This is a genomic window from Marinobacter sp. B-12 (assembly GCF_056857915.1).
In genome coordinates, this window is sequence record NZ_JBSXOB010000063.1 from 227,201 (window position 1) to 249,142 (window position 21,942).

At 58.4% G+C, this 21,942-nt stretch carries 27 protein-coding genes; 15 read left to right on the top strand and 12 right to left on the bottom strand.

What is annotated here, in order from left to right; genetic code table 11:
* Nucleotides 1-35 precede the first annotated feature (35 nt).
* From AC13D2_RS18710 to AC13D2_RS18720, 3 genes are all read right to left on the bottom strand, one after another.
* Entirely contained in the window at nucleotides 36-647 is a 612-nt protein-coding gene (locus AC13D2_RS18710; protein WP_041334497.1) for a TorD/DmsD family molecular chaperone, read from the bottom strand.
* Between the two features lie 107 nt (nucleotides 648-754).
* Nucleotides 755-1,378: a DUF3306 domain-containing protein gene (locus AC13D2_RS18715; protein WP_278366714.1), complete on the bottom strand. Its 624-nt coding sequence runs from the start codon at nucleotides 1,376-1,378 to the stop codon at nucleotides 755-757.
* Nucleotides 1,378-1,956, bottom strand: a complete 579-nt coding sequence (locus AC13D2_RS18720; protein ID WP_317307087.1) for a DUF3305 domain-containing protein — start codon at nucleotides 1,954-1,956, stop codon at nucleotides 1,378-1,380. Before AC13D2_RS18720 ends, AC13D2_RS18715 begins: the two co-directional genes overlap by 1 nt.
* 149 nt (nucleotides 1,957-2,105) lie before the next feature.
* On the opposite strand from AC13D2_RS18720, the gene AC13D2_RS18725 reads away from it, so the two are divergent.
* From AC13D2_RS18725 to AC13D2_RS18740, 4 genes are read left to right on the top strand one after another with little or no spacing between them, the layout of a single operon-like run.
* Nucleotides 2,106-4,085 carry a 4Fe-4S binding protein gene (locus AC13D2_RS18725; protein WP_482939023.1) on the top strand — a complete coding sequence of 660 codons (1,980 nt, stop codon included), beginning with the start codon at nucleotides 2,106-2,108 and terminating at the stop codon, nucleotides 4,083-4,085.
* Nucleotides 4,086-4,104: 19 nt separating this feature from the next.
* Nucleotides 4,105-4,950 carry an Mrp/NBP35 family ATP-binding protein gene (locus tag AC13D2_RS18730; protein WP_482939024.1) on the top strand — a complete coding sequence of 282 codons (846 nt, stop codon included), beginning with the start codon at nucleotides 4,105-4,107 and terminating at the stop codon, nucleotides 4,948-4,950.
* Nucleotides 4,947-5,651, top strand: a complete 705-nt coding sequence (locus tag AC13D2_RS18735) for a biotin/lipoate--protein ligase family protein (protein ID WP_041334505.1) — start codon at nucleotides 4,947-4,949, stop codon at nucleotides 5,649-5,651. Before AC13D2_RS18730 ends, AC13D2_RS18735 begins: the two co-directional genes overlap by 4 nt.
* Nucleotides 5,648-6,124 (top strand): DUF6505 family protein, encoded by a 477-nt coding sequence (locus AC13D2_RS18740; protein WP_041334507.1) that lies wholly within the window; start codon nucleotides 5,648-5,650, stop codon nucleotides 6,122-6,124. Before AC13D2_RS18735 ends, AC13D2_RS18740 begins: the two co-directional genes overlap by 4 nt.
* On the opposite strand, the gene AC13D2_RS18745 is transcribed toward AC13D2_RS18740, so the two are convergent.
* The 7 genes from AC13D2_RS18745 to AC13D2_RS18775 all read right to left on the bottom strand — a co-directional run bounded on the left by AC13D2_RS18745 (nucleotide 6,125) and on the right by AC13D2_RS18775 (nucleotide 11,701).
* Nucleotides 6,125-7,387: a molybdopterin-binding protein gene (locus tag AC13D2_RS18745; protein ID WP_278366716.1), complete on the bottom strand. Its 1,263-nt coding sequence runs from the start codon at nucleotides 7,385-7,387 to the stop codon at nucleotides 6,125-6,127.
* Nucleotides 7,384-7,875: a molybdopterin-guanine dinucleotide biosynthesis protein B gene (gene mobB / locus AC13D2_RS18750; RefSeq protein ID WP_041334509.1), complete on the bottom strand. Its 492-nt coding sequence runs from the start codon at nucleotides 7,873-7,875 to the stop codon at nucleotides 7,384-7,386. The genes AC13D2_RS18745 and mobB overlap by 4 nt, the downstream gene beginning before the upstream one ends.
* The gene (mobA, locus tag AC13D2_RS18755; protein ID WP_278366717.1) at nucleotides 7,872-8,459 is read right to left on the bottom strand and encodes a molybdenum cofactor guanylyltransferase MobA; all 588 of its coding nucleotides are present in this window, start codon (nucleotides 8,457-8,459) and stop codon (nucleotides 7,872-7,874) included. The genes mobB and mobA overlap by 4 nt, the downstream gene beginning before the upstream one ends.
* Nucleotides 8,452-9,321 (bottom strand): formate dehydrogenase accessory sulfurtransferase FdhD, encoded by an 870-nt coding sequence (locus tag AC13D2_RS18760; RefSeq protein WP_041332560.1) that lies wholly within the window; start codon nucleotides 9,319-9,321, stop codon nucleotides 8,452-8,454. The genes mobA and AC13D2_RS18760 overlap by 8 nt, the downstream gene beginning before the upstream one ends.
* 65 nt (nucleotides 9,322-9,386) lie before the next feature.
* On the bottom strand, nucleotides 9,387-10,193 hold the full coding sequence (locus AC13D2_RS18765; protein ID WP_041332561.1) for an ABC transporter substrate-binding protein: 807 nt from the start codon (nucleotides 10,191-10,193) through the stop codon (nucleotides 9,387-9,389).
* Nucleotides 10,194-10,262: 69 nt separating this feature from the next.
* A complete protein-coding gene (locus AC13D2_RS18770; RefSeq protein WP_278366718.1) occupies nucleotides 10,263-11,006 on the bottom strand; it encodes an ABC transporter ATP-binding protein in 744 nt (247 codons plus the stop codon).
* Nucleotides 11,003-11,701, bottom strand: a complete 699-nt coding sequence (locus AC13D2_RS18775) for an ABC transporter permease (protein ID WP_041332562.1) — start codon at nucleotides 11,699-11,701, stop codon at nucleotides 11,003-11,005. Before AC13D2_RS18775 ends, AC13D2_RS18770 begins: the two co-directional genes overlap by 4 nt.
* A gap of 116 nt (nucleotides 11,702-11,817) precedes the next feature.
* On the opposite strand from AC13D2_RS18775, the gene AC13D2_RS18780 reads away from it, so the two are divergent.
* Genes AC13D2_RS18780 through AC13D2_RS18795 form a run of 4 tightly spaced genes read left to right on the top strand, consistent with a single transcriptional unit; the run spans nucleotide 11,818 to nucleotide 13,758 of the window.
* A complete protein-coding gene (locus AC13D2_RS18780; protein WP_041332563.1) occupies nucleotides 11,818-12,702 on the top strand; it encodes a helix-turn-helix transcriptional regulator in 885 nt (294 codons plus the stop codon).
* A gap of 51 nt (nucleotides 12,703-12,753) precedes the next feature.
* Nucleotides 12,754-13,113 (top strand): putative sulfate/molybdate transporter, encoded by a 360-nt coding sequence (locus AC13D2_RS18785; RefSeq protein WP_228301443.1) that lies wholly within the window; start codon nucleotides 12,754-12,756, stop codon nucleotides 13,111-13,113.
* Nucleotides 13,031-13,321, top strand: coding sequence for a putative sulfate/molybdate transporter (locus tag AC13D2_RS18790; protein ID WP_228301442.1), 291 nt, complete (start codon nucleotides 13,031-13,033; stop codon nucleotides 13,319-13,321). The genes AC13D2_RS18785 and AC13D2_RS18790 overlap by 83 nt, the downstream gene beginning before the upstream one ends.
* Nucleotides 13,318-13,758, top strand: a complete 441-nt coding sequence (locus AC13D2_RS18795) for a DUF3565 domain-containing protein (protein ID WP_374700702.1) — start codon at nucleotides 13,318-13,320, stop codon at nucleotides 13,756-13,758. Before AC13D2_RS18790 ends, AC13D2_RS18795 begins: the two co-directional genes overlap by 4 nt.
* A gap of 53 nt (nucleotides 13,759-13,811) precedes the next feature.
* On the opposite strand, the gene AC13D2_RS18800 is transcribed toward AC13D2_RS18795, so the two are convergent.
* Complete coding sequence (locus AC13D2_RS18800) at nucleotides 13,812-14,594, bottom strand: AraC family transcriptional regulator (RefSeq protein WP_213479947.1); 783 nt, start codon at nucleotides 14,592-14,594, stop codon at nucleotides 13,812-13,814.
* A 443-nt stretch (nucleotides 14,595-15,037) separates the two neighbouring features.
* On the opposite strand from AC13D2_RS18800, the gene AC13D2_RS18805 reads away from it, so the two are divergent.
* From AC13D2_RS18805 to AC13D2_RS18830, 6 genes are all read left to right on the top strand, one after another.
* Nucleotides 15,038-15,640: a hypothetical protein gene (locus AC13D2_RS18805; protein ID WP_143071184.1), complete on the top strand. Its 603-nt coding sequence runs from the start codon at nucleotides 15,038-15,040 to the stop codon at nucleotides 15,638-15,640.
* A gap of 38 nt (nucleotides 15,641-15,678) precedes the next feature.
* Entirely contained in the window at nucleotides 15,679-16,053 is a 375-nt protein-coding gene (locus AC13D2_RS18810) for a hypothetical protein (protein WP_292049959.1), read from the top strand.
* Between the two features lie 3 nt (nucleotides 16,054-16,056).
* Nucleotides 16,057-16,497, top strand: a complete 441-nt coding sequence (locus AC13D2_RS18815; protein ID WP_143071185.1) for a hypothetical protein — start codon at nucleotides 16,057-16,059, stop codon at nucleotides 16,495-16,497.
* Nucleotides 16,415-16,954 carry a hypothetical protein gene (locus AC13D2_RS18820; protein WP_482939025.1) on the top strand — a complete coding sequence of 180 codons (540 nt, stop codon included), beginning with the start codon at nucleotides 16,415-16,417 and terminating at the stop codon, nucleotides 16,952-16,954. Before AC13D2_RS18815 ends, AC13D2_RS18820 begins: the two co-directional genes overlap by 83 nt.
* Nucleotides 16,926-17,078, top strand: coding sequence for a hypothetical protein (locus AC13D2_RS18825; protein WP_158498346.1), 153 nt, complete (start codon nucleotides 16,926-16,928; stop codon nucleotides 17,076-17,078). The genes AC13D2_RS18820 and AC13D2_RS18825 overlap by 29 nt, the downstream gene beginning before the upstream one ends.
* 617 nt (nucleotides 17,079-17,695) lie before the next feature.
* Nucleotides 17,696-18,763 carry a BMP family ABC transporter substrate-binding protein gene (locus tag AC13D2_RS18830; protein ID WP_041332568.1) on the top strand — a complete coding sequence of 356 codons (1,068 nt, stop codon included), beginning with the start codon at nucleotides 17,696-17,698 and terminating at the stop codon, nucleotides 18,761-18,763.
* Between the two features lie 71 nt (nucleotides 18,764-18,834).
* Here AC13D2_RS18830 and AC13D2_RS18835 read toward each other — a convergent pair whose 3' ends face one another.
* Nucleotides 18,835-20,196, bottom strand: coding sequence for an amidohydrolase family protein (locus AC13D2_RS18835; protein ID WP_041332569.1), 1,362 nt, complete (start codon nucleotides 20,194-20,196; stop codon nucleotides 18,835-18,837).
* A 532-nt stretch (nucleotides 20,197-20,728) separates the two neighbouring features.
* On the opposite strand from AC13D2_RS18835, the gene AC13D2_RS18840 reads away from it, so the two are divergent.
* On the top strand, nucleotides 20,729-21,760 hold the full coding sequence (locus AC13D2_RS18840) for an isopenicillin N synthase family dioxygenase (RefSeq protein WP_041332570.1): 1,032 nt from the start codon (nucleotides 20,729-20,731) through the stop codon (nucleotides 21,758-21,760).
* The last annotated feature ends 182 nt before the right edge of the window (nucleotides 21,761-21,942 follow it).

Consider the following 21,942-nt stretch of genomic DNA (forward strand, 5'->3'; position numbering starts at 1 on the left):
CCTCCACCTGAGTTAAGGGACCGGGCAGGTCCCAGTTATTGAATGGCAAACGCATCGGCCTCAACGGCCATGAAAGCCCGGCCCAGCGAGCCCACAGGCGCGTAGAAAACCGCGCTTTGCGCTTCTTCCAGATCGGCAAAGAAAAGTTCCGCCCACTTTGCCAGGTGTGCGTCGAAAAAGGCTTTTTGAGAAGGTTGGTCACTGTCACACAGAAACTCGCCCGCAATAATGCCGGCCATGATTTCGCACAGCGTACCCATGTGATCTTCAGGTTCTTTAACGTTGTCTCTAGCCTTGATGCCCCTGGCCATCAGATCGCTACGCAGATCCGCAAGGGGCTTCTCGTTGAGAAAGCCGGTCAGGTAATAACTGGTGTAGGGCAGTAATTCACCGCGACCGATGCCAACGAAAAGGTTGTTGAACTCCCGCTCTGCATCATTGGGCGCGGTGCGTTGGGCAAGGGCAGCGAGGTTTCTGGAGGCGGATCCAATCGGAGTATCGTCACCCTCTAAGGTTACCAGCCCCCGGAGCAGCTCACTCGAAGGTGGGGCGTCCAGCAGGACACCCAGCAACCGATACATTTGGGCACGCGCTCGATCTTCGTCACTGATCGAGCGCGGGCACTGAACTTCTGCAGCGTTGGCCAAGATGTCTCTCTCTATATTGTCTCTTGTTTATTGTTGTCTAATTTTTAATCACCGATCTACTGTATATAGTTCCGATTTGTGTCGGGCGCAACTACGGTTTCTAACACTCATGAATCCTCAAAACGCATTCGCGGGCGGTAGTGCGGCGTCGGTTTCTCTCCGGTTTCGGTGACCACTGATTGAGAGTGACGATCAGTATCTGATGGCGCCTCATTGATGTCGGAAACGGGTGTTTCGCGCAGTCCTGCAGGTTCCGGAGGCACTACGGTTGTCGGAGCCTCGGCCAGCTTTGCGGTGCGCCCCCCCACCGGGTTATCAACCGGCTCATCAACCTTTGCGGTCCGGTCGATTAGCCCTTGTCCCACCTTGTAGAGGGTCTTTACGGCCCCGGTCGCAGCAGCGTTCGTGAAATCCTCATCGTAGTCATTGAGCCCGTCCAGCACGGCAAGTACAGGGTTGGATTTCCAAAGAGACCGCAGGGCCCTGCGGCGCAGCAGCTCGGGGATTTCTTTTCGCATGAACCCGGTAATATCGGTACCCAGCTCGATGGCATCGGGATCGGGTAAGCCGTACTTCTCCAATACGTCGTGCTCGGACAACGTCTCATTAATAGAGAGCTCCTGCTCTTCATGTGACGGTTCGGACTCGACTGATGGGGGCGGGGCCAGCTCAGTCTTTTTGCCGGTTTCTGTTTTCTTGCGCGACCAACGTTGCAGGCGTGACTCAGCCATCACTGAATCCTCGGTTTTTTGATGTTGGCGGGTGCGCGAAAGACGTCGCTCTCCTGACGGATACGCGGATCGCCTTTGGCGTCTTCGATACCGTCAACGTGGACACTGTCACGGCGCCGTTTCTTGAAGGGCACTTCGATGTAGTGCATATCGACAAATTCTTTGATCCAGGCCGCCAGAGACTCGGGAATGGGCACGGGCTCGACGATACTTTCACCACTGTCCTGTGCATCCAATGCCTCATGGGCACTGGCAGTAATGGAGCTGATGACCCACCCTGAGGGAGAGCGACCAGTCTGGTCCTTATCCATGACAATCCAGACGGAGGGAACGGCCATATTCAGGGATACAAGGTAGCCTTCCACGTCGGCACGAAAGAGTTCCATGGTCACCGAGCCTGCGTGGTAATCCACCTCATCGCCTTCCTGGACCAGTTCTTTCCAGAACGCCTCCGGGGCACCCGGTATGACCGCCACCGGCTTCCAGACATACCGCGCCCACTGGGTCACGCCAGGAGACTGGCGAACGACGGCACCGACTTGTAACGCGCGTTTCCAATGATCTGTGCGACTGCTCATGGCTGCTCTCTTTTGTTATTCCTTCAAGCTAGCAGGAGGTCAAAAAATATCCAACTTTCCGATTGTCTAAAAACAAACCGCTGTGTCATGCTCGAAGAGCTATAGTGATTCGTATACGTATAACAACAACGAAAAGAGTCAGATTCCTGATGACGGCACCCAAGACCTTACTGCTATGCAGTTGCGATAAAACACAGTCCTTTGATCCAGAGGCGCTGCGCAAGGCCGCAGCCGCCGAGCAGGTCATCGCGGTGGATCAACTGTGCGGCCATGACATGAAGACGGCCGCTGAGCATCTGGGTGGTGATGCAGACGTACTCATTGCCTGTGGCCAGCAGGCTGCCCTGTTCGAGCGTCTGGGCGAGGATGTTCAGGCCGAAACCGGGCATTCCGCACCGCTGGGCACCATCGACATCCGGGACCGGGCAGGTTGGGGGGCCGCGAGTGCAAACCCTAAACGCCTGCGCGCCAAACAAGCGGCCCTGGTTGCTGCGGCCCAACTCCCGGCTCCGATAGCGCCTGCAAAAACGATCCGCTCCAGCGGAGTGTGCTGTATCGTCGGCCCTACTGAGCAGGCCATAAGGATGGCCGAGCTGGTGCAGGACGAGCTGGGGGTTACCTGTATTGTCAATGACGCCGGTCCCATACAGCTACCCTCTGCCGCCTACGACGTGGCGAAGGGCCGGCTGACGTCAGCCTATGGCGCGCTGGGCCATTTCAGGATGGAGTTTGCCCAGTTGCAAACCCTGAATCCCGCCGGCCGTGGTGCACTGGGTTACGGCGAGGTGCAAGCCACCGCTCGCAGCGAGTGTGATGTGTTTATCGACCTCCGTGGTGACGCTCCGGCCTTTCCCAGCCATCAGAAGCGCAACGGTTATTTCTGGGCCGACCCCGCCAAAACCGGGGAATTGGAACGCATTGCCCTGACGGCCCGGGAACGGGTTGGTGAGTTCGAGAAAACCGTCTACTTCAGGTTGGAGGAATCCCTGTGCGCCCACTCCCGGGCCAACAAAACCGGCTGTACCCGCTGCCTGGACGTCTGCCCCACAGAGGCCATTTTTTCGTTCGGCGACCACGTGCAGATTGATTCGGATATCTGTGCCGGCTGTGGCTCCTGCGCGGCTGTTTGCCCGACCTCAGCCATCACTATGACCGAAAGCCCTTTCGAAGCCCTGACCAAAGCCGTGGAGGTGATGGCCAGGGTTTATCGTGAACATACCGAAGAATCTCCACGCCTTGTGTTTCATACCCTGAGCGCCGGTGGTGAGGCCATGGCGCACCTGGCACGGTACGGCGATGGGCTGGCGGACGATCTGATTCCGATGGGGCTCGAGCATATCGATCGTATTGGCCATGCCGAGATCTTGGCCGCATTGGGCGCCGGCTATGCGGAAGTCCTGCTGCTGGCGGATAACGAGACTGACCGCCAGGCCGTTGCCGCGGAAGTGGAGCTTGCTCAGGCCATGGTGAGCGGTGCCCACCATTCGCCCAGCCGGATTCGAGTGGTTGCGGCTAACGAGCTCAGTGTTGAAGGGGACAATGCGGGGCGTGTCAGCGAGCCCGTATTACTGGTCGGCGGCCGCCGTGACATTACACGGGTGACCGTCAGTGCGATGGCAAACGGTGTTGAAGCGCCGATTCCGCTGCCACAGGGCGCGCCCTATGGCGCTATCGAAATCGATTCCGATAAATGCACGCTCTGTCTGGCCTGTGTGTCTCTGTGTCCAACTGGCGCCCTCGGCGACCATCCGGACCGGCCGGAGGTTCAGTTCACGGAAAATGCCTGTGTTCAGTGCGGCGTGTGCGAAAGCACCTGCCCCGAGACTGCCATCAACCTGAAGCCGCAACTGGATCTGTCCAAGGATGCGCTAAGTGCCCGGGCACTGCACGGCGAGGAGCCTTTCGAATGCATCAAGTGTGGAAGGCCCTTCGGTGTTGCCAGCACCATCAACCGGATCGTTGAAAAACTGGAAAACCAGCACTGGATGTACAAAAACGCTGATAACGTCCAACTCATAAAGATGTGTGACGACTGTCGGGTGAAATCTCAGTTCCACGGGGAAAACGCACCCCTGGCGGGGGGGGAGCGCCCCAGGGTTCGCACCAGAGACGACTACCTGGACAGCTAAAACAAAAACAGGACGCGACATGGTTGAATACACCGAAGTGGGAAAACCGAACCTGATTGGTACCGACGCCCCCCGGCCTCAGGACAAGAACCCGAAAGGCGTTGACCGCATCATCGCTATTGCCTCCGGTAAAGGGGGCGTTGGCAAGTCGACAGTGGCCTCCAACCTGGCGGTTGCACTGGCCTCGAAAGGTCTGAAAGTGGGCCTGTTGGACGCCGACGTGTACGGTCCCAGCCAGCCCCGCATGATGGGTGTTTCAGGCCGGCCTTCCAGCCCCGACGGAAATACCATACTGCCGCTGCGCAATCACGGGGTGACCCTGATGTCCCTGGGCCTGATGGCCTCCGAAGATGAGGCCATTGTCTGGCGCGGGCCCATGTTGATGGGCGCCCTGCAACAGATGATGAACCAGGTGGACTGGGGCCGGCTGGATGTCCTGCTGGTGGATCTGCCCCCAGGCACCGGTGATGTCCAGATGACCCTGAGCCAGAAATTCTTTGTTGCCGGGGCGGTTGTGGTCTCGACCCCCCAGGACATCGCGTTAATGGATGCGCGCAAAGGCATCGATATGTTCAAACGGATGGACGTGCCCCTGTTCGGACTGATTGAAAACATGGCCTCCTTTATCTGCGATGGTTGCGGCAAAGAGCACCATCCTTTTGGGCACGGCGGCGCCAGGGCGGAGGCTGAAAAATTGGGCGCGCCCTTCCTGGGCGAGATTCCGCTGGATCTGGATATCCGTGTTGGTTCGGATGGCGGTGTACCGATTGTAGTGTCAAAGCCGGATAGCCCTCAGTCGCGGGCCTTCCAGCGCATCGCCGATGAACTTGTCGTCTCCGACGTGTACGCCGAGGCGATGCGATGAGTGTGTCACCGCGGTTACCGCCGCTGTTTACGGGGGAATGGGTGCCAAACCAGACGGATCCGTTTGATAAGGCCGTCAGTCGCGCCATTGCCGGGGTCGATTCCGGTACGATCTTCTATTCCGACGCGGTGGACGTTTTGCGCGCGGCCCTGGTGCTGGCGCCGGAAACCCCACTGGAAGAAGCTGTTCAGGCGGTCTACGTGGCCCAGATAGGCCTGGCTGAAAGCCTGGGCGCACTGGCCCCGCCCGAGGTGCCGGTGTACTTCCAATGGCCCGATCGTATCAAGGTCAATGGCGCGGTGTGCGGCGGTGTCCGCTTTGCCGCGGATGTGTCAGACCCCAGCGCCCATCCGAACTGGCTGGTGGTTGGCATCGATGTGCCTTTCTTGCCAGTGGGCGGCGAGCCGGGCGAGACGCCGAACCAGACCTGTCTGCATGAGGAAGGCTGTGTTGAGATCACGCCCATGGCGCTTCTGGAAAGCTGGTCCAAACACACATTGCTGTGGCTGACTTACTTCATGGACAGTGGCTTCGAGCGTATACACAATGAGTGGCGGCCACGTTGTGACACCCTGGGCAAAATGATCGACCTGCCAAAGCCCGGGCTCTTTGTGGGCCTGGATGAAAAGGGCCGAATGCTGTTGCGCCAGGATGTCATGACTGAAACAGTGAGTTTGATCGAATTCGCGGAGCACGTATGAAACTGGCCCGAATCCTGCGACTGGATGTATCCGATGACAATGTATTTGATGTGCCGGCTCCCAGCGGTGAATGGGCGATATCCGGCGGGTTTGAGTTCTCCAACTGGACCGAGGCGGACCTGAAGGGGAAGGCCCGGCAGGCTTTCAGCAATGGTTGGTACAGCATCGAGTCAGGCGGTCGCGCCACTTTTGTGGGCGTGTGCGACATCACCGACGCGGAATTGGAGCAGTTACGTCAGGTTCTGGCGCAGACGTTTGTTGAGTGTTACGGCGCACCGGGTATCGATGCGGCCTATCCGGTCGCCTGCGAAGAAATCGACCAGATGCGCAGCATGTGCGAGGACTTCGAGGACAACACGCTTTTGATGGTCAGCCGCACGCTCACCGAATTGGGTGTTGAGGAGACCTATCGCTCCCGGGCCCCGCAGGATGCCTCGCTGGAGGCCTTTGCCGTCCATGGCAGCGTTGACTGATTACAGTCCGAAACTGCCATAAGGGATAAACCGCACCGGCGTGCCCGGTTCTATCTGTCGGGCGCTTTCATCGAGCTCCACCAAACCCTCGGACCAGGCTAGGCCGGTTACACGTCCAGAGCCCTCAGAACCGAACACCTCAACCTGCCCGTCCCTAATGCGGGCCCGCAACATCTCGCTGCGCCCCGGTTTCTTGTTCTTGGAGAAACCAGCGGGCATGAGATAGCCCTGAGGTTCGAACCAGGTTCCGCCTGCCAGCAATGCCATCGCTGGTGCGCCAAAACGCAGTGCGCAGACCCAGGCGGCGACCGGGTTTCCTGGCAGACCCACCACAGGTGTTCCCCGGAACATGGCCAGCGCCAGTGGGCGGCCCGGTTTGATCGCAATACGCCAGTTACTGATGTCGCCGTGTGCTTTCAGCGTTTTAGACACGTGATCCTCGTCGCCGGCAGACACACCACCGCTGGTCAGGATCAGATCGCATTGTTCCGCGCCGCGCTCCAAGGCCGCTTTGACTTCCTCGGCACGATCGAGTGCATGGCCCAGGTCCACCAACTCATAGCCGAGCTGCGTCACCAGGGCGCTCAGCATCGGGCGGTTGGCGTCATAGATCTGCCAATCGGTGACCGCTGAGCCGACGGGCTTTACTTCATCGCCCGTGGATAAAACGCCGACGCGCAGCTGCTGATAGGCATCCACTGATTCGATGCCCACACTGGCAAGTACTGAAATCTGGGTTGGTGTCAGACGAGTGCCTGCCGTGAGGATTCGATCCTGTGCCTTGATGTCCTCGCCGGCTTTGCGGGCATTGGCGCCCGCTTTCAACGTACCGTTTAGATGCAGGTGACCATCGATGACCTCGCAGTCTTCTTCGAGGACCACGGTATCCGCGCCGGCCGGAATCACCGCGCCGGTCAGAATCCGGATGGCGTGGCCCGCAGGCACATTGCCCGTATACGGTTCCCCGGCGGCACTGCGGCCATTAATCAGGGGCAGGGTGCAGGGCACGTCCGTCAACGGCCCTGCGAAGGCATAGCCATCGACCGCGGAATTGTTGCTCGGGGGGTGGGCGCGAGGTGCTTGGACGTCGTTCGCCAGAATCCGACCGTTGACCTGCGACAGCGGAACGGCGTGTTCCACCCCCACCACCGAATGTAAACGCGAGTGCAATCGTTCCAGCGCCTCTTCCACCGGTGTCCAGTTCACGCCCGGGGGTAGGGCGAAACAATCGTTACGAAGTGGCGTCGTTGCTTTCCCGTTCATGATTTCCCTGGGCTCAGAATAAAGTCAGCGATGGCGGGTATGTTGTTTACATCGAACACAGGGCCCGGGAAATCCGCCACATAGTCGGCCACCAGGGCAATGATGCTGGCGTCCTCCGGGTACAGGGGCGCACGCTCGGACTCACGCCGGTGCACTTCAATCTTGGGATGTGCGTGGGTTTTAAAGCCCTCGACCACCACCCAGTCGCAGGGGCCCAGCCGCGCCAGCAATTCATCCAGCGTTGGCTCTTCAGCGCCGCGCAACTCGTGCATGATGGCAAAGCGCTGCCCGCCCGCCAGGATGACCTCACGTGCCCCGGCATCGCGGTGCTTGTAGCTGTCGGTACCGGGCTGGTCGACATCTACCCCATGATGGGCGTGCTTGATCGAGTTAACCGTTAACCCCCTGCGGGACAGCTCGCAAATCAGGGCCGCTGCCAGCGTGGTTTTTCCGCTGTTCTTCCAGCCCACAATGCCGATGACATTCACTTCAGGTGCTTCTCCGCCCAGGCCAGGTCTTCCGGTGTATTGATGTTGAAAAAGTCGTCCTCGCCAAAAACCACCAGGGTCTCACCCTGGGCCTGTGTCCACTGGCGGATCTTGCGCACGCCGTCGTTCAGGGCGGCTCGAAGATCATCTCGCAACGCGACCGGCCAACGGCCGAAGGTCGGCTGGGGCAGGCGGCCGCGTTCCGGGTCCGGCGTCGCTGCCAAAGCCACCGGGGTGTCATGCCCGGCCAACCGTGCAGCCAGATCCAGGGGAAACGATGGGGTGTCCGCCGCAACGCTGATTACCCACTCGTGCCCCTGTTCGGCTGCCCAATCCATGCCGGCCAGAACCCCCGCCAGCGGGCCGGGAAAATCGCCGATGGAATCGGCTACCACCGGCAACCCCAGATCCTCAAACCGGCTCAGGTCGCCATTGGCGTTCAACACTACGGCATCCACCTGTGGCGTGATTCGATCAATAACCCGCTGGATCAGCGACTGATTACCCAGCATCAATCGTCCCTTGTCACCGCCGCCCATCCGGTTGGCCTGGCCGCCCGCCAGAATGACCGCGCACTCAGTCATGCCCGGCCCCTTTTCGACGGTGTTTTTTGTCCTCATCAGGAACCTGTGACAAGTCCTGATCGAACACCAGACGGTGCTGGCCGCTGAGGCAGGTAAACTTTTTACCGCGCATCCGACCGATCAGGGTCAATCCGACCTGCCGTGCAATATCGACGCCCCAGGCGGTAAAACCGGACCGGCTGATCAGGGTCGGGATCCCCATCAGGGACGTTTTGATGACCATTTCGGAGGTCAGTCGGCCTGTGGTGTAGAGGACTTTGTCGGCGGCGGTGATTCCGTTCAGGTACATCCATCCTGCGATCTTGTCCACCGCGTTGTGGCGTCCGACATCCTCCATGTACGCCAGAATCTGGCGGTCCTGACAAAGAACCGTGCCGTGAATGGCACCGGTTTCCATGTACAGGCTTGGGGTATGGTTGATCTGGTAGGAGAGATCGTAAAACGTGCTGGTGCGCACCGGTGTGTCCGGTAGCGACAACCCGTCAAGCCCCGCCATCATGTCACCAAATACCGTGCCCACGGCGCAGCCGGACGTGCGGGTTTTCTTTTCCAGTTTGTCCTCGACATCGGTAACACCTGCAGTTCGGACCACTGCGACGTCCAGCTCTTCGTCGAAGTCAATCCTGGTGACCTGATCGGTTTCTTTCAGCATGCCCTGATTCAGGAGAAAACCGAGGGCCAGATACTCCGGGTGATCGCCAATGGTCATGGCGGTGACGATTTCCTGGCTGTTCAGATAGATCGTCAGGGGGCGCTCTTCGATCACGCTGATGGACTTTGATTGACCGTTTTCATCAACGCCCTCGACGGCGCGGGACAGACGAGGGTCTTTGGGATCGGGCAGTATCGGATTAATGGTCATTGTTGTTATAGCTCTTCCAGGAACGCCACGGATTTGAATATCGATGCACGTCCCCAGAGATTAGCCTATTTGGCATTCGGGAAAAACAGCTGTTGTCCGTCCACCTCGAAGTCCGCGATCGCTTGCTGGCCATCCCCGGAAATCAGCCAGTTATGCCATTGTTTCGCCAGATCGTGTTTAAGGTGCGGGTGCTTCTCTTCGGAGATCAGCAAGCTACCATACTGGTTGAACAGCACTTCGTCGCCGGCAAAAAGCAGCGTCAGGTTCTGGCGGTTGCCAAACGCCACCCAGGTGGCGCGGTCCGACATCACGTACGCATCCATGGCCGCAGCGGTGTTGAGCGTTGGCCCCATGCCGCTACCGAGTTCGCGGTACCAGTCGCCGTCGGGTCTGACGCCGGCGTTCTCCCAGAGGCGCAGCTCGGCGCGGTTGGTGCCGCTGTCATCGCCGCGTGAGGTGAAGGGTGCCTTGGCATGGGCAATCGCCGCGAAGGCCTCGGCGGCACTTTGTGCTTTCCCGATATTCGCCGGATCGTTCGCAGGGCCAATCAACACGAAATCGTTGTACATGACATCGGCCCGCTCGCTGGCGAAGCCGTTTTCGACAAAGCGTTTTTCCCCGGCGGTATCGTGTACCAGGAGGCTGTCGGCGTCGCCGCGGCGGGCGATTTCAAACGCCTGACCGGTGCCCACCGCCACCACCCGCACGTCGATGCCGGTGGCCTCTTCGAACTGCGGTAAAATGGCGTCGAACAGCCCCGAATTCTGGGTTGAAGTCGTTGAGGCCAGGGTGATGTAGTCATCGGCATAAGCGCCGAGCGCCACGCTCATGCCGGTGACACTTGCGAGTACAAGGATTAATGCCTTTTTCATCTTGCTGTCTCCTTTTGCGTGTTTCGAACGTCCAATGAGTAACGCGTCGGCAAAACCGTCAGAGCCGAACTATTCCATCAGTTCTCCGGCAATAAACGCTTGCCCCTCCCGCGAGACGGGGCTATTGAAAAAGGTTTCGGCAGAGGTGTGTTCACACACTTTCCCGCCAGAGAGAAACAACACATCCCCGGCAAGGCGCCTCGCCTGATGCAGATCGTGAGTGGTCATGACGATGCGCGTTCCCCGCTGATGAAACTCGCGTACCGCGGCCTCCACGCCTTTAATCGCCGCCGGGTCGAGTGCGGAGGTAGGTTCATCCAGAAACAGCACCTGGGGAGCAAGTACCCAGGCACGGGCCAGTGCCAGGCGCTGCTGCTCGCCGCCGGAGAGTACGCGCGCGGGCGTGTTTGCGCACGGGGTCAGCCCAAAATGCTCAAGCGCCTCACAAGCGATCTTTGTACGTGTCTTGCGGGGGACATTATTCACCGCTAACGCGTGAACGAGATTCGCCAAGGCTGAGCGGCGCAACAGTACCGGTTGCTGGAACACCATCGCTTGGCGGGGGCGTCTCTCAATTGACCAGGCCACCCGTCCCTGAGTCGGTGGGAGCAAACCGTGAGCCAGCCGCAACAGAAGACTCTTGCCCGCCCCGTTAGGCCCCATCACCAGGGTGGGGCCGGTGCCGTCCAGGGTGAATGAGCAGGGGCCCAGCAGTGCCTTACCCTGCTGGCTGAAGGCTACGCCATCAAAACGCAGCGTTGGTGGCGGAAGGAGGGCAGCCGAAGCAAGGAGTGGAACGTTAAATGAAGTCATCCTATCCGCCTTCTGGTCAGTTCACCTACCAAAAAGGCACCTGCGTTGATCAGCATGACCAGCGTCAGCAGCACGATTCCCAGCCCCAGCGCCAAGGGCAGGTTGCCCTTGCCGGTTTCCAGCACAATGGCGGTGGTCATGACCCGCGTGACCCCATCAATATTGCCGCCCACCATCATCACCGCGCCCACTTCGGCGCTGGCGCGGCCAAAGCCGGCGAGCAGAACAGTCAATAGCGCAAAACGGGCATCCCACAGCAGGGTGGGCATCATGCGTGAACGGGACATACCCAGTGACATAAACTGCTCGCGGTATTCACCCAGAAGCTCTTCCACCTTCTGGCGCGAGAGCGCGGCCAGAATCGGTAACACCAGTACCACCTGGGCAATGACCATGGCCCCGGGTGTAAACAGGAACCCCCACTCACCCAGCGGGCCGGCTCGCGAGAGCAGTAAATAGACGGCGAGCCCAGCCACCACCGGCGGCAATCCCATCAGGGCATTGAGCACGACAATCATGACGCTGCGCCCGGGGAAGCGCCACAGTGCCACCGCCGCCCCGAGGGGAAACCCCAGCACAGCCGCGATCAGTACCGCCAGAAGCGACACCTGCAGCGAAAGCGCCACGATCTGAAAGAGCGAAGCGTCGAGGTTTAGCAGTAGCGACAGCGCTACGTAAAACGCATTATTTTCCACAGCTGCGTCTCCTTGTTATTGAGCATCGTGGAGTTTCTGACTACGCTTTGCACAGCCTGTTGAAAAATATGCAGCTAAAAACAGTTTAGTGCTTTTCCAGGCGGCAGGAGAGATCAATGACGCTTCCCGCTTACCTCACCACGGCCGAAGCTGCCGAGTATCTGCGCCTGAAAGAGCGCAAAGTCTATGATCTGGTCAGCCAGGGCGTCATTCCCTGTGTGCGGGTGACCGGAAAGCTGTTGTTTCCACGCCAGCGTATTGATCTGTGGTTGATGAACCACCTGGAAGGTGACGACGCTGTCAGTTCGCCGACCCCGCCGGTCCTGGCAGGCAGCCAGGATCCATTGTTGGAGTGGGCGGTGAAAGAGAGCGGCGCGGAACTGGCGCTGCTGTGCCAGGGGAGTGGTGATGGCGTACAACGGTTAATCGCCGGTCGCGCAATGCTCGCGGGGATGCATATCTGGCACGCCGATAGCCGGGACTACAATGATCCTGTCACGTTGGGGCTGAGTGGCATGCGTGACCTGGTGCTGATTCGCTGGGCGAAGCGCCAGCAGGGGCTCCTGTTAGCCGCCGATAACCCTCACCGACTCGCCCGCTTGGAGGATATCGCCCGCCCGGGCATACGTCTCGCGCATCGCCAGCCTGATGCCGGCGTTAGCCATTTACTGCAGAGCTTGCTTGCTCGACACCGCATAGATGCCGAACACCTCACGTGGGCAACACATCCGTCGCTTAGCGAAGACGATCTCGCCTTGGCCATTCGACAGGGCGAATCGGATGTTGGCGTGGGAATCGAAGCGGCGGCGCGGCGCCAGGGGCTCGCTTTTATACCTTTGCAGCAGGAGCATTTTGATCTGGCTATGCGCCGGCGCCACTATTTTGATCCGGCCATGCAGAGGCTGCTGGCGTTTGCCGGTAGCGAGCGCTTCGTCCAGCGCGCCGAGGCGTTGGGCGGTTACGACATCACCGAGTTGGGACATGTCGTCTATAACGCGTGAGAGTTGCCAATAATAACGTTAATAAAAACTGGCCAAGAATCAGGAGCGCGCATGCCCTTGAACCCGAAAGATTCAGTGAAGGAGGTCAGCGGGGCGCTGGGTGACATCGGTACCTTGCTGCCACTGAGTCTTGGAGCAATTGGCGTGGCAGGGTTGGCACCGATACCCGTAATGCTGGGGTTTGCCGCGTTCTACATTGCAACGGGGTTGTACTATCGGCTGCCGATACCGGTACAACCCATGAAAGCGGTTGCTGCGCTGTTGCTGACCACCGAGGTGACGTCCCAGAGCCTGGTCGCCAGCGGTGTGCTGGCAGCAGGCGATGTCCATGCTGGTGTTCCCTCAACTGGCGCTTACGATCACCAATGCCATCGTACTGACCGCCTTGGTGGTTGGGGATTACTTCGGTGAGCAATCTCATCGCGTGTCGCCAGCCCGACTGTCGGTGACGACGGGCTTGGCGAACCTGTTTCTCGTTCCGCTCGGCGCCCTGCCCATGTGTCATGGCGCCGGAGGCGTGGCCGCGCACCATCGTTTCGGTGCCGGAACCGGCATGGCTCCCATTGTGCTGGGAACCGCTTTGCTCATGGTTGCTTTCCTGCCGGGGGGCTATCATTGATCGCTGCCATTCCGGTGGTGGGTCTCGGGGCCTTGTTGTTGGTAGCGGCTGTAGAGCTTGCCATGTCCAGGCGTCTCTGGGCCGCGAAGCCGTCTTGCTGGCCGGTTATCGCGACAACCGCACTGGTGACCGTCTGGGCCGACCCCTTGTTCGGGCTTCTGGCGGGTGTGGTTGCGGAAACAGTTCGGGCGGCTTGGGTGCGAGGAAACAGGGTAGGATCGGAACTTATGAAACAACCCATCACTGGCTATCACAAAGACAAGGAAAACCACTGGGTCGCTCAGTTGGCATGCGGCCATAATCAGCATGTGCGTCATTCGCCGCCTTGGGTGAACCGCCCTTGGGTCACTTCGGCGGTAGGTAGAGAGTCGATGCTGGAGCTTGAGCTTGACTGCAGGAAATGTGAAGAAGGTGCGCTGCCGGATGATCAACCGTGATCAGGTTATCGATAGTGTCCACTTATTCTCTAGCGGATACGGGTTCTACCCCGTTACTCGGACGCACCGCGACGCAGAGTCCGTGCTGGTGTTTCACCAAAACGGGCTCGGTAGGCGCGGGAAAAGTTACTCACATAACCGTAGCCGACCTTGTCTGCCACGACTTTGACAGGGTGGCTGCCGTCTTCCAGAAGACGAAGAGCCAGCTTCATGCGTTCATTGCGGATAAATTCGGCGCAAGTCTGGTCGTGCTTTTGTTTGAACAACTGGTCCAGTCGGCTTTCGGTCAGTCCCACCCGATCGGCCAGGGCCGGGATGGACAGCGTGGAGTCCAGGGCGCCGCTAATCTGATCCAGAAGATCCTGGTAGGCCTGCTCTTCCCACGGCGGCAGTGTGTCATCGGCGTCGGAGCCTTCCTCAAATCCTTCAATCAGTTCAGACAAAAAGAGGTTGGCGATGGCTTCCAGCTTCAAGTCGCGGCAAGCGCCATTGGCGTGGTGAGAAAACAATCCAGAGCCCAGTTGCCGTAAACGCGCGCTCGGCGTCATGGTGCGAATATGGCAGCTATCCCCATAGGGCACGTCAAATGCCTTGAGGGTGGCGGGCAAATTGCCGCCGAAGCGTGGGCGCAATGTGCTCAATGTGGAAGACGCACCAACATGACGAACCAGTTGCCCTTTGTGCAGTTGGAACTGCGAGCCCTGCTGGTCAACGCGCATCAGCAAGGCCGCGTCAGGGTGGAGCGTATGGCGCTCCCCATTGGGGCAAGCCAGTTCCGACTGTCCCTGTAGATGCAGGGCGCTCTCGATCCAGGGTTCGGTAGAGGATCCCTGCATGTCAAGAAAACAGTCTTCCAGCACCTCGTATTCCAGCCGGTCAACACAATGCCACTGGCAAACTGAAGCCGCTCCATGCGCCCACGAACGCCGGGGATATCAAAAGTGTTCCCGCCGGACATATTCAAAGTATGAATGCTGCCCTGCAATGAAAGGTCGTCCAGCTTTTTCATGATGATGCGCCATGATTTGTGTTTCTAGGGTTTCCCGCCCTTGGCCGGCGTATGACTGCGGCGAAAAATGATAAAACTCCGGAAAGTGATAAAAACAATAAGTAGTTCTTGCCCATCCCGCCTTCTACCCTACATCGCTTATAACAGAAAATTATATGTCGGAGTCGTTATGTCGCTCATCATTCAGCGCCGTATTGGGGGCATTGCCTTGCCCGTGTTGGATTCTACTCTGTTTCCAGCGCGACTTTTTCTTTCCTGTTGTTGATCTCGGTGCCGGCCTGTTCCGCGCCGGATGGTGCTGATGGCACAGGCCATGACGGTACCACCGGGGGGCGTGGTGAGAATGGCTACCATGGCAGCCTGTTCAGTAACGGCGGAGACGGCGGCGACGGCATGAGCCTGCTGTTTACCGGGGCGCGCCGATATTTGGCTGCTGAATTACCTGCCGGGGTAGATTGGGCAACGGACCTGACAACGCTGGCCGGCATCAATGATGGTGATCAGTTCAGTGTGACGGTCGACGGTGTTATATCGATTATTACCATTAACACCAATGTCCGATTTATCGCACTGGCGAGTGCGATTGATACGGTGCTGGAGCCCTATGGAATGAGCAGCTACGGTTTCAATCGCGCATCGGATGGCTGCACGCTGGATCTGCAGGGCAGCAGGAACTTTCTGTCTATGGAGCTGGCGAATGTAACCGGAACGCCGCTTTCCACCACAGGGTTCGACTTTGGTGCCGTGCCGGTGATTGTGGGCAGCAGCCCTCCGCCTTTTGAGCATTGCGGTAACGGCGGGGCCGGCGGGAAGTCTGACTATTTAATGGTAACGGCGGCTAAGGTGGCGATGGCGGCGCAGGGATCCTGGTAGACGCCAGCGCCAATATTCGTATCGACGCCGGTGCTCAGGTGCTGGGTGGTGACGGCGGTACAGGCGGAAGCGGTGACACAACGGCCACAGATGGCGTGGGTGGTTACTGCATCACCGATTCCGCCCTGGCGGTGACCCAGGTCGGTACGGTCAATGCGGGTGCCAACCAAGCAACGGCGGCTCACTTTGTCAGTGGTGACAATCGCCTGACCCTAGAAAACGGTTATAGCCTGGGCGGCAATGTGCAGGCTAATGGCAATAATGATGTGTTGGCACTGGGCGGCAGCGCTGATGGCACCTTTGATACTTCGTTAGTTGGAACGGATGCCTCCGATATTTTTCGTAGATTCGAATCTTTTGAAAAAGCCGGTGGCAGCGCCTGGACGTTAACGGAAGGCACTGCTCAGGACTGATGGGTGAGTGAGGGGGGGGGGCACTTCGGTCTGATTGGCTCGGACGTCATCTGGACTGGCGACCATACCTTTACTGGCTCTGCCGTTCTTAACAATGGTGCGAGCCTTTCCCTTGGTGCCGCCGGCAATACCGGTTCCATTGTGGGGGATCTGCACTTCAGTCGTGTCAGCACCCTGGAAATCAATCGGGCCAACGACTACCTCTATGACGGTGCAATTTCTGGTGACGGTAACCTGATCAAGAACGGCGCCATGAATGGGGTGGGTTTTACCGTGAACAGAGGTGGCCTGCTGGGCGGCAGCGGCGCACTGGGCAATACCACGGTGCAATCCGGCGGCCCCCCTGGCGCCGGGCGAAGGCTTGGGCACGCTCACCGTCGACGGCAACCTGACCCTGGCCCAGGGCAGCCTGCTGGATTTCGAGTTTGGTGCGCCAAGCGTTGATTTCTCGACACCGGGCTCCAGCGACAGTGTTTCCATCAACGGCGATCTGGCTATCAATGGTGCCACGCTGACCCTGAACGACACCGGCAGCTTTGGTCGGGGCCTGTACCGCCTGTTTGATTACACCGGCTCCCTTTCCGGAAGCAACGGTGGCCTGCAGCTGGCCAGCCCGGATCCGTCCTACGGCCTGCAATACCTTACCGGCGACAAACAGATCAACCTGATCAACACCGGTGGCACCACGTTGAATTTCTGGAACGCCAACGGCTTGGTCAGCGGCACTACCCAGGGCGGCGGCGACGGCACCTGGACAGCGACGAATTCCGTCTGGACCGATGCCAGCGGTTCTGTCACCGGTCCCATGATCCCCAGCCCCGGCTTTGCCATCTTTGCGGGGGATGCCGGCACCGTAAAGGTATCTGATGTGGATGGCGCGGTGGAAGCCGACGGCCAGTAGTGGCTATCAGGCCACCATCGACAGTGTGATCAGCGGCAACAACGGCTTGATGAAAACCGGCGAAGGCACGCTGGTTCTGGAGAACCACAGAGTGGACGAAAGAACTGGCTGTGTCGGAATGTGATGTGAGCATCACCGGGCAGCCACAGGTCGTGGCTGAGCTCGCACCAGAGCATGAACCAGAACCTGAAGAGCTTACGGTAACGACACGGCCCACGGCGAGGATAGCTCGGTGACCGGGCAAGGTTGCAAAGGCAAGAGAGGTGATGATCTTAAAGACTGCCACAAGCCCGATCGCCGGGTCACGTTGTTGTTGGCTTCGCGAGTTCCGAGTTTTGGCGAAGAGGCAGGCATTAGCGCAGATGAACCATGACGAGCTGGAAAAGCAGATTTTCCGATCAAGATTGAAAAGGGATCTGTCGTGGTAAAATCGGTTGTGGAAAGGGCTGGAACCCCGTGGTACTCCCGAGTGAGAATTTCTGATTCCTCAAGAATGACCTTTGATTCGCTGCGCTGGATGGAGTTCACCCTAGCGAAGGTAAACGAGTCGTTGAGGTGCAGTCAGAAGAAACTGATCCAAGTTGGTGCCCGGTATTTCTTGGAGCGGGGTGAAGCTTTCATAAATGTTAGTTAAAACAATGGACTGAAAAACCTGAGCAGTTGGCCAGCTTTTTGCTGTGACCGTCTAGTAAGCGATTTAAACCAAAACGCGAAATGAAACAAAAGCTCAGGAGATTATCCATGAAACCCAAATCTAGCCTGGTACTTGCTGCCACACTCAGTATGTCCATGTCCGTACTGGCAGAAGACCCCATGAAGGTTGGCTTCGTTTACGTTGGTCCCGTCGGGGATCACGGCTGGAGCTATCAGCATGACTTGGGGCGTCTGGCCCTTGAAGAGCATTTTGGCGATAAAGTGTCTACCACCTATGTCGAGAACGTGAGTGAGGGTGCTGACGCAGAGCGTACCATTCGGCGACTCGCTCAGGCCGGCAATGATGTAATCTTCACCACCTCCTTTGGATTCATGAATCCGACGGCCCGTGTAGCAGAGCAATTTCCCGACATTACCTTCCTGCATGCCACGGGGTACAAGCGAGGTGAAAACCTTGGCACCTACTTGTCCGTCACCTATGAAGGTCGCTATGTCACTGGAACGGCCGCTGGTCTGGTGACCGAAACCGATACCCTGGGCTATATCGCCTCTTTCCCTATTCCAGAAGTCATTCGCGACATCAACGCCGTGTACTTGGGTGCCAAGGAGGTGAATCCGGATATTGAGCTCAAGGTCGTTTGGGTCAACACCTGGTTCGACCCGGCTAAAGAAGCTGATGCAGCCAATGCCCTGATGGACCAGGGGGTAGACGTGATTATTCAGCACACCGACAGCCCGGCACCGCTGATTGCAGCAGACAAGCGAGGCAATTGGGGTGTTGGTCAGGCCTCTGATATGCGGAAGTTTGGTGGCGATGCGCACCTGTTGTCTGTGGTAAATGACTGGGCGCCGTACTATATCGATACCGTGCAGTCGGTCATGGACGGGGCCTGGGAGCCGGCCGATTACTGGGGCGGGATTTCTGACGACGTGATTCAGGTGGTTGGTATCTCAGAGCGCCTGACCGATGAACAGCGCGCCAAAGTGAATTCGGTAATGGAGTCAATCGACAAGGGTGAGTTCCATCCGTTCACTGGTCCCCTGAAAGACCAGTCGGGCGAACTTCGGGTGCCTGAAGGTGTTTCAATGACCAAGGAAGAGTTGGCTGGCATGAACTGGTACGTTGAAGGTATGACCGCTACGCTGCCGCAATAAAAGCTTGCGCTTTTGCCCATAAAAAGCCAGCAGGTAAGTGGCCTGCCGGCTTTATTATGGGAAGTGCTTGTTCAGGCGTTTTTCAGGAGTGCCGCAACGCTATTCCGGACGCTTCGTGTCAAGTCCGCTTCGTCAAGGCCGGCGACACATCCGTCGCTGACGATGCGCTTGCCGTGTATAAAACTGTGCTTGACGTGTACCGGCTCACCGCACATAAGCGGTGACATCAGTGGAGCGTGCACGCCTGCAAAGCGTGGATTGTTGACGTCATACAGCACCAGGTCCGCCGCTTTTCCGACGGCCAGGCTACCGGTATTTTCCAGACCAAGGAGGTCTGCGCCACCCTGGCTTCCCCATTCAAGAACCTGCTCCAGTGTCGTGGCATCGGGCCCGTTCTGAGCCCGGTGAATTAACCAGGTCAGGTTCAGTTCCTGCAGCATCGATCCGGATTCGGCAGAGGCCGAACCGTCTACTCCCAGGGAAATGGGCACACCGGCTTCAGCCATCAGGATCACCGGGGCAATCCCGCTGCCAAGGCGGCAGTTTGAGGTGGGGCAGTGCGCGATGCCGGTCTGGGTGGCGGCGAGGCGTTCGATGGCATGAGCGTCACTGTGAACCAGATGCGCGTACCAGACGTCCTTCCCCAGCCAACCGCAGGATTCCGCATAATCGATCGCGCTCTGACCATATCTCTTATGGGCCTGAATTTCGTCGAAGTCTACCTCCAGCAAGTGCGAGTGCATTCTCAGTTTGTTTTCCCGTGCCCATTGCGCCTGGGCTTTCAGGCCTTCCGGAGAACTGGAATGGATCAGGCTGGTCGGCGCCACAACCAGTTTTTTCATGGCGTCTGGCCCGGCTTGATGGTGTTTTTTTCGGGTTGTGTCGAGGCGGTCGATGATTTGGTCGATACTTTCCGGCTCGATCTTGTGTTCGATCATGCCTTCATGGGAGCCGGTTTCCGTGGCGCTGCCCCGGCACAGAACCATCCGGATGCCGAGTTCCTCGGCGGCCTGCCAGACGGCGTCTTCCAACTCCGAGCTGGTGGTGCTGTGGTAAAGGTAATGGTGGTCGGCACAAGTGGTGGCGCCGGAACGAATCAGTTCATACAGTCCCAGACGAGCGGCATGGTACATAAGTTCTGGCGTCACCTTTGGCCAGAAGCGGTAGGGTACGCTGCTGAGCCAGCCTCCAAGATCCTGATTCAGCCCTTCCGGTACGCCCTTCATGATGGACTGGGCAAGGTGATGGTGGGTATTCACCAACCCTGGCCAGACCACGCAGCCGGACGCATCAATGACGGTTTCCGGGGCCTCCTGTGTGGGGGCGAGGGCGTTGCCCAGCTCGGTAATGTATCCGCCCCGGATGCGCAGGTCCCGGGCATCCGAAAACCCGGTGGACGCGACTGCGACGGCGTTCTTGATAAGGTAGTCCAATGGTTGCTCCTCTCGATGTTCAAGAGCAATGTCCCGAGGTGTTGCCGGTATCGCGCGTTCCTCTGACCGCTTCTACTCTTCTGAATGGTGGTTACCCCGGACTGCAATGCAAGATTGCGGCCATTTGCTGACCGGTTGGTCAGAGTAGGTGCTGCCTCGTTGTCGGCGGTTTTAATGCGCCACGCTGGTGCGAGGCTTCCGAAGGCTGCACTCGAATGGCTCTCCTGAAGCTCGCCCTGATACGCCGTGCAGGCCCGGGCCCCTGAATTTCAAAGCGGTTGCAGAGCTAGTCATATGGCACAAATGCTGCATCTTTTTGCATGGCAGGTCAGGTTCCTCCGGGGATCGCCTGCGAGTCTGAGTAGAAGCAGTCAGGAATCGCCAGACACGCGACTTCGGGTCATTGCTCAGTCGTCGACCGAAAGTGCCTGCAGGCGCGGTTGGCGGCGATGGCCATGCACTGCCTCCCGCATTCCTGCCATGTTTGCTTTCGGAAACCGTTCTAATCATTGGCGATATGCCGGGAGGCACAATGACTCACACTGCAGAAAAATACGCGCTGAAAGAACTGGACCTGGAAACGACCTTTGGTGGTATGGGTCGGGAGGTCGAAGGGGACATACCCGTTATCGATCTGTCCGACTTTGATCGCCGTAGAGAAGAGATCACTGATCAGCTTTGGCAAGCTGCCACTGACGTGGGCTTTTTTCAACTGTCCAATCACGGGCTTGAACTCGACCTGATCAAGCAGGCTTTTGCATTGTCCGAGTGCTTTTTTGCGTTGCCGGAAAGCAGCAAACAACAGTATCCGCTGAAAAAAGGACTGAATTCCGGTTGGGAGTTCAAGTCACAGGTACGGCCGTCCACCGGAACGGCGGATGAGAAAGAGTCGTTCCAGATTACGCTCCCACACATGGATGATCTCTGGCCGAACCAGACGGTGGTCCCGGAATTCAGCCGGGTGATGCTGGATTTCGAGAACCGCGCCTGGCAGCTGGGTATGACGGTTCTGTCGTGCTTTGCCGATCGTCTCGGGTTTGAGAGGGACTTCTTTGGCCGGGCCCATGATCGCAGTTTGGAGGATTATCAGAGCACGCTCCGGTTGCTGCACTATTTGCCCCTGGCCGACGATGCCCGCCTGGATGAATCCATCTGGCGCGCCGGGGCCCATACCGATTTTGATTGCCTGACCATGGTGTTCCAGCAGGAAGGCCAGGGTGGCCTGCAGGTCAGCCCGGGCAAAGACGCCGAGGGCAAAGGTGATGACCGGGAGTGGTTCACTGTGGCGCCGAAAGAGGACCGGATTACCTGCAATATCGGCGACATGCTGATGCGCTGGAGCGATGACCGTCTGAAGTCGACCCTGCATCGGGTCAGGATGCCGAAAGAGGGCGAATACAAGGGGCCCCGATACAGCATGGCGTTCTTCTGTCAGGCGAACAAAGAGCAGGTTATTCAGGGGCCGGGAAAGAAATACCCGCCGATCTCTGCACGGGACTACCTGTTGCAGCGAATCCAGGCCAACTTTGATGCCGCAGAGAAGGCGGCCGAAGCCCGGAAGTAATCGGGATAGAACGTTCCAAAGTGAAAAAGGCCTCCTTCGGGCAAGCCGTTCACTTAAAGTGGATCTGGGTTGGCCGGACCGGGTAGCAAGAGGGTCGATGGATATTTCCATCGGCCCTTTTTTATGAGCTGACCTTGGTGTATTTGTCCAGATAGATGATCTTTTCTAAGTCCACTGGGCCT

Excerpts from the sequence above, each read along its gene's own strand:
- AC13D2_RS18760 (WP_041332560.1), bottom strand. The coding sequence starts at position 9,321 with ATGACCATTAATCCGATACTGCCCGATCCCAAAGACCCTCGTCTGTCC.
- AC13D2_RS18800 (WP_213479947.1), bottom strand. The coding sequence starts at position 14,594 with ATGCAGGGATCCTCTACCGAACCCTGGATCGAGAGCGCCCTGCATCTA.
- AC13D2_RS18735 (WP_041334505.1), top strand. The coding sequence starts at position 4,947 with ATGAGTGTGTCACCGCGGTTACCGCCGCTGTTTACGGGGGAATGGGTG.
- AC13D2_RS18770 (WP_278366718.1), bottom strand. The coding sequence starts at position 11,006 with ATGACTTCATTTAACGTTCCACTCCTTGCTTCGGCTGCCCTCCTTCCG.
- AC13D2_RS18825 (WP_158498346.1), top strand. The coding sequence starts at position 16,926 with ATGGCGCGGTGGAAGCCGACGGCCAGTAGTGGCTATCAGGCCACCATC.
- AC13D2_RS18740 (WP_041334507.1), top strand. The coding sequence starts at position 5,648 with ATGAAACTGGCCCGAATCCTGCGACTGGATGTATCCGATGACAATGTA.
- AC13D2_RS18765 (WP_041332561.1), bottom strand. The coding sequence starts at position 10,193 with ATGAAAAAGGCATTAATCCTTGTACTCGCAAGTGTCACCGGCATGAGC.
- mobA (WP_278366717.1), bottom strand. The coding sequence starts at position 8,459 with ATGACTGAGTGCGCGGTCATTCTGGCGGGCGGCCAGGCCAACCGGATG.
- AC13D2_RS18830 (WP_041332568.1), top strand. The coding sequence starts at position 17,696 with ATGAAACCCAAATCTAGCCTGGTACTTGCTGCCACACTCAGTATGTCC.
- AC13D2_RS18720 (WP_317307087.1), bottom strand. The coding sequence starts at position 1,956 with ATGAGCAGTCGCACAGATCATTGGAAACGCGCGTTACAAGTCGGTGCC.
- AC13D2_RS18715 (WP_278366714.1), bottom strand. The coding sequence starts at position 1,378 with ATGGCTGAGTCACGCCTGCAACGTTGGTCGCGCAAGAAAACAGAAACC.
- AC13D2_RS18790 (WP_228301442.1), top strand. The coding sequence starts at position 13,031 with ATGCTGGTGTTCCCTCAACTGGCGCTTACGATCACCAATGCCATCGTA.
- AC13D2_RS18745 (WP_278366716.1), bottom strand. The coding sequence starts at position 7,387 with ATGAACGGGAAAGCAACGACGCCACTTCGTAACGATTGTTTCGCCCTA.
- AC13D2_RS18725 (WP_482939023.1), top strand. The coding sequence starts at position 2,106 with ATGACGGCACCCAAGACCTTACTGCTATGCAGTTGCGATAAAACACAG.
- AC13D2_RS18785 (WP_228301443.1), top strand. The coding sequence starts at position 12,754 with ATGCCCTTGAACCCGAAAGATTCAGTGAAGGAGGTCAGCGGGGCGCTG.
- AC13D2_RS18780 (WP_041332563.1), top strand. The coding sequence starts at position 11,818 with ATGACGCTTCCCGCTTACCTCACCACGGCCGAAGCTGCCGAGTATCTG.
- AC13D2_RS18840 (WP_041332570.1), top strand. The coding sequence starts at position 20,729 with ATGACTCACACTGCAGAAAAATACGCGCTGAAAGAACTGGACCTGGAA.
- AC13D2_RS18730 (WP_482939024.1), top strand. The coding sequence starts at position 4,105 with ATGGTTGAATACACCGAAGTGGGAAAACCGAACCTGATTGGTACCGAC.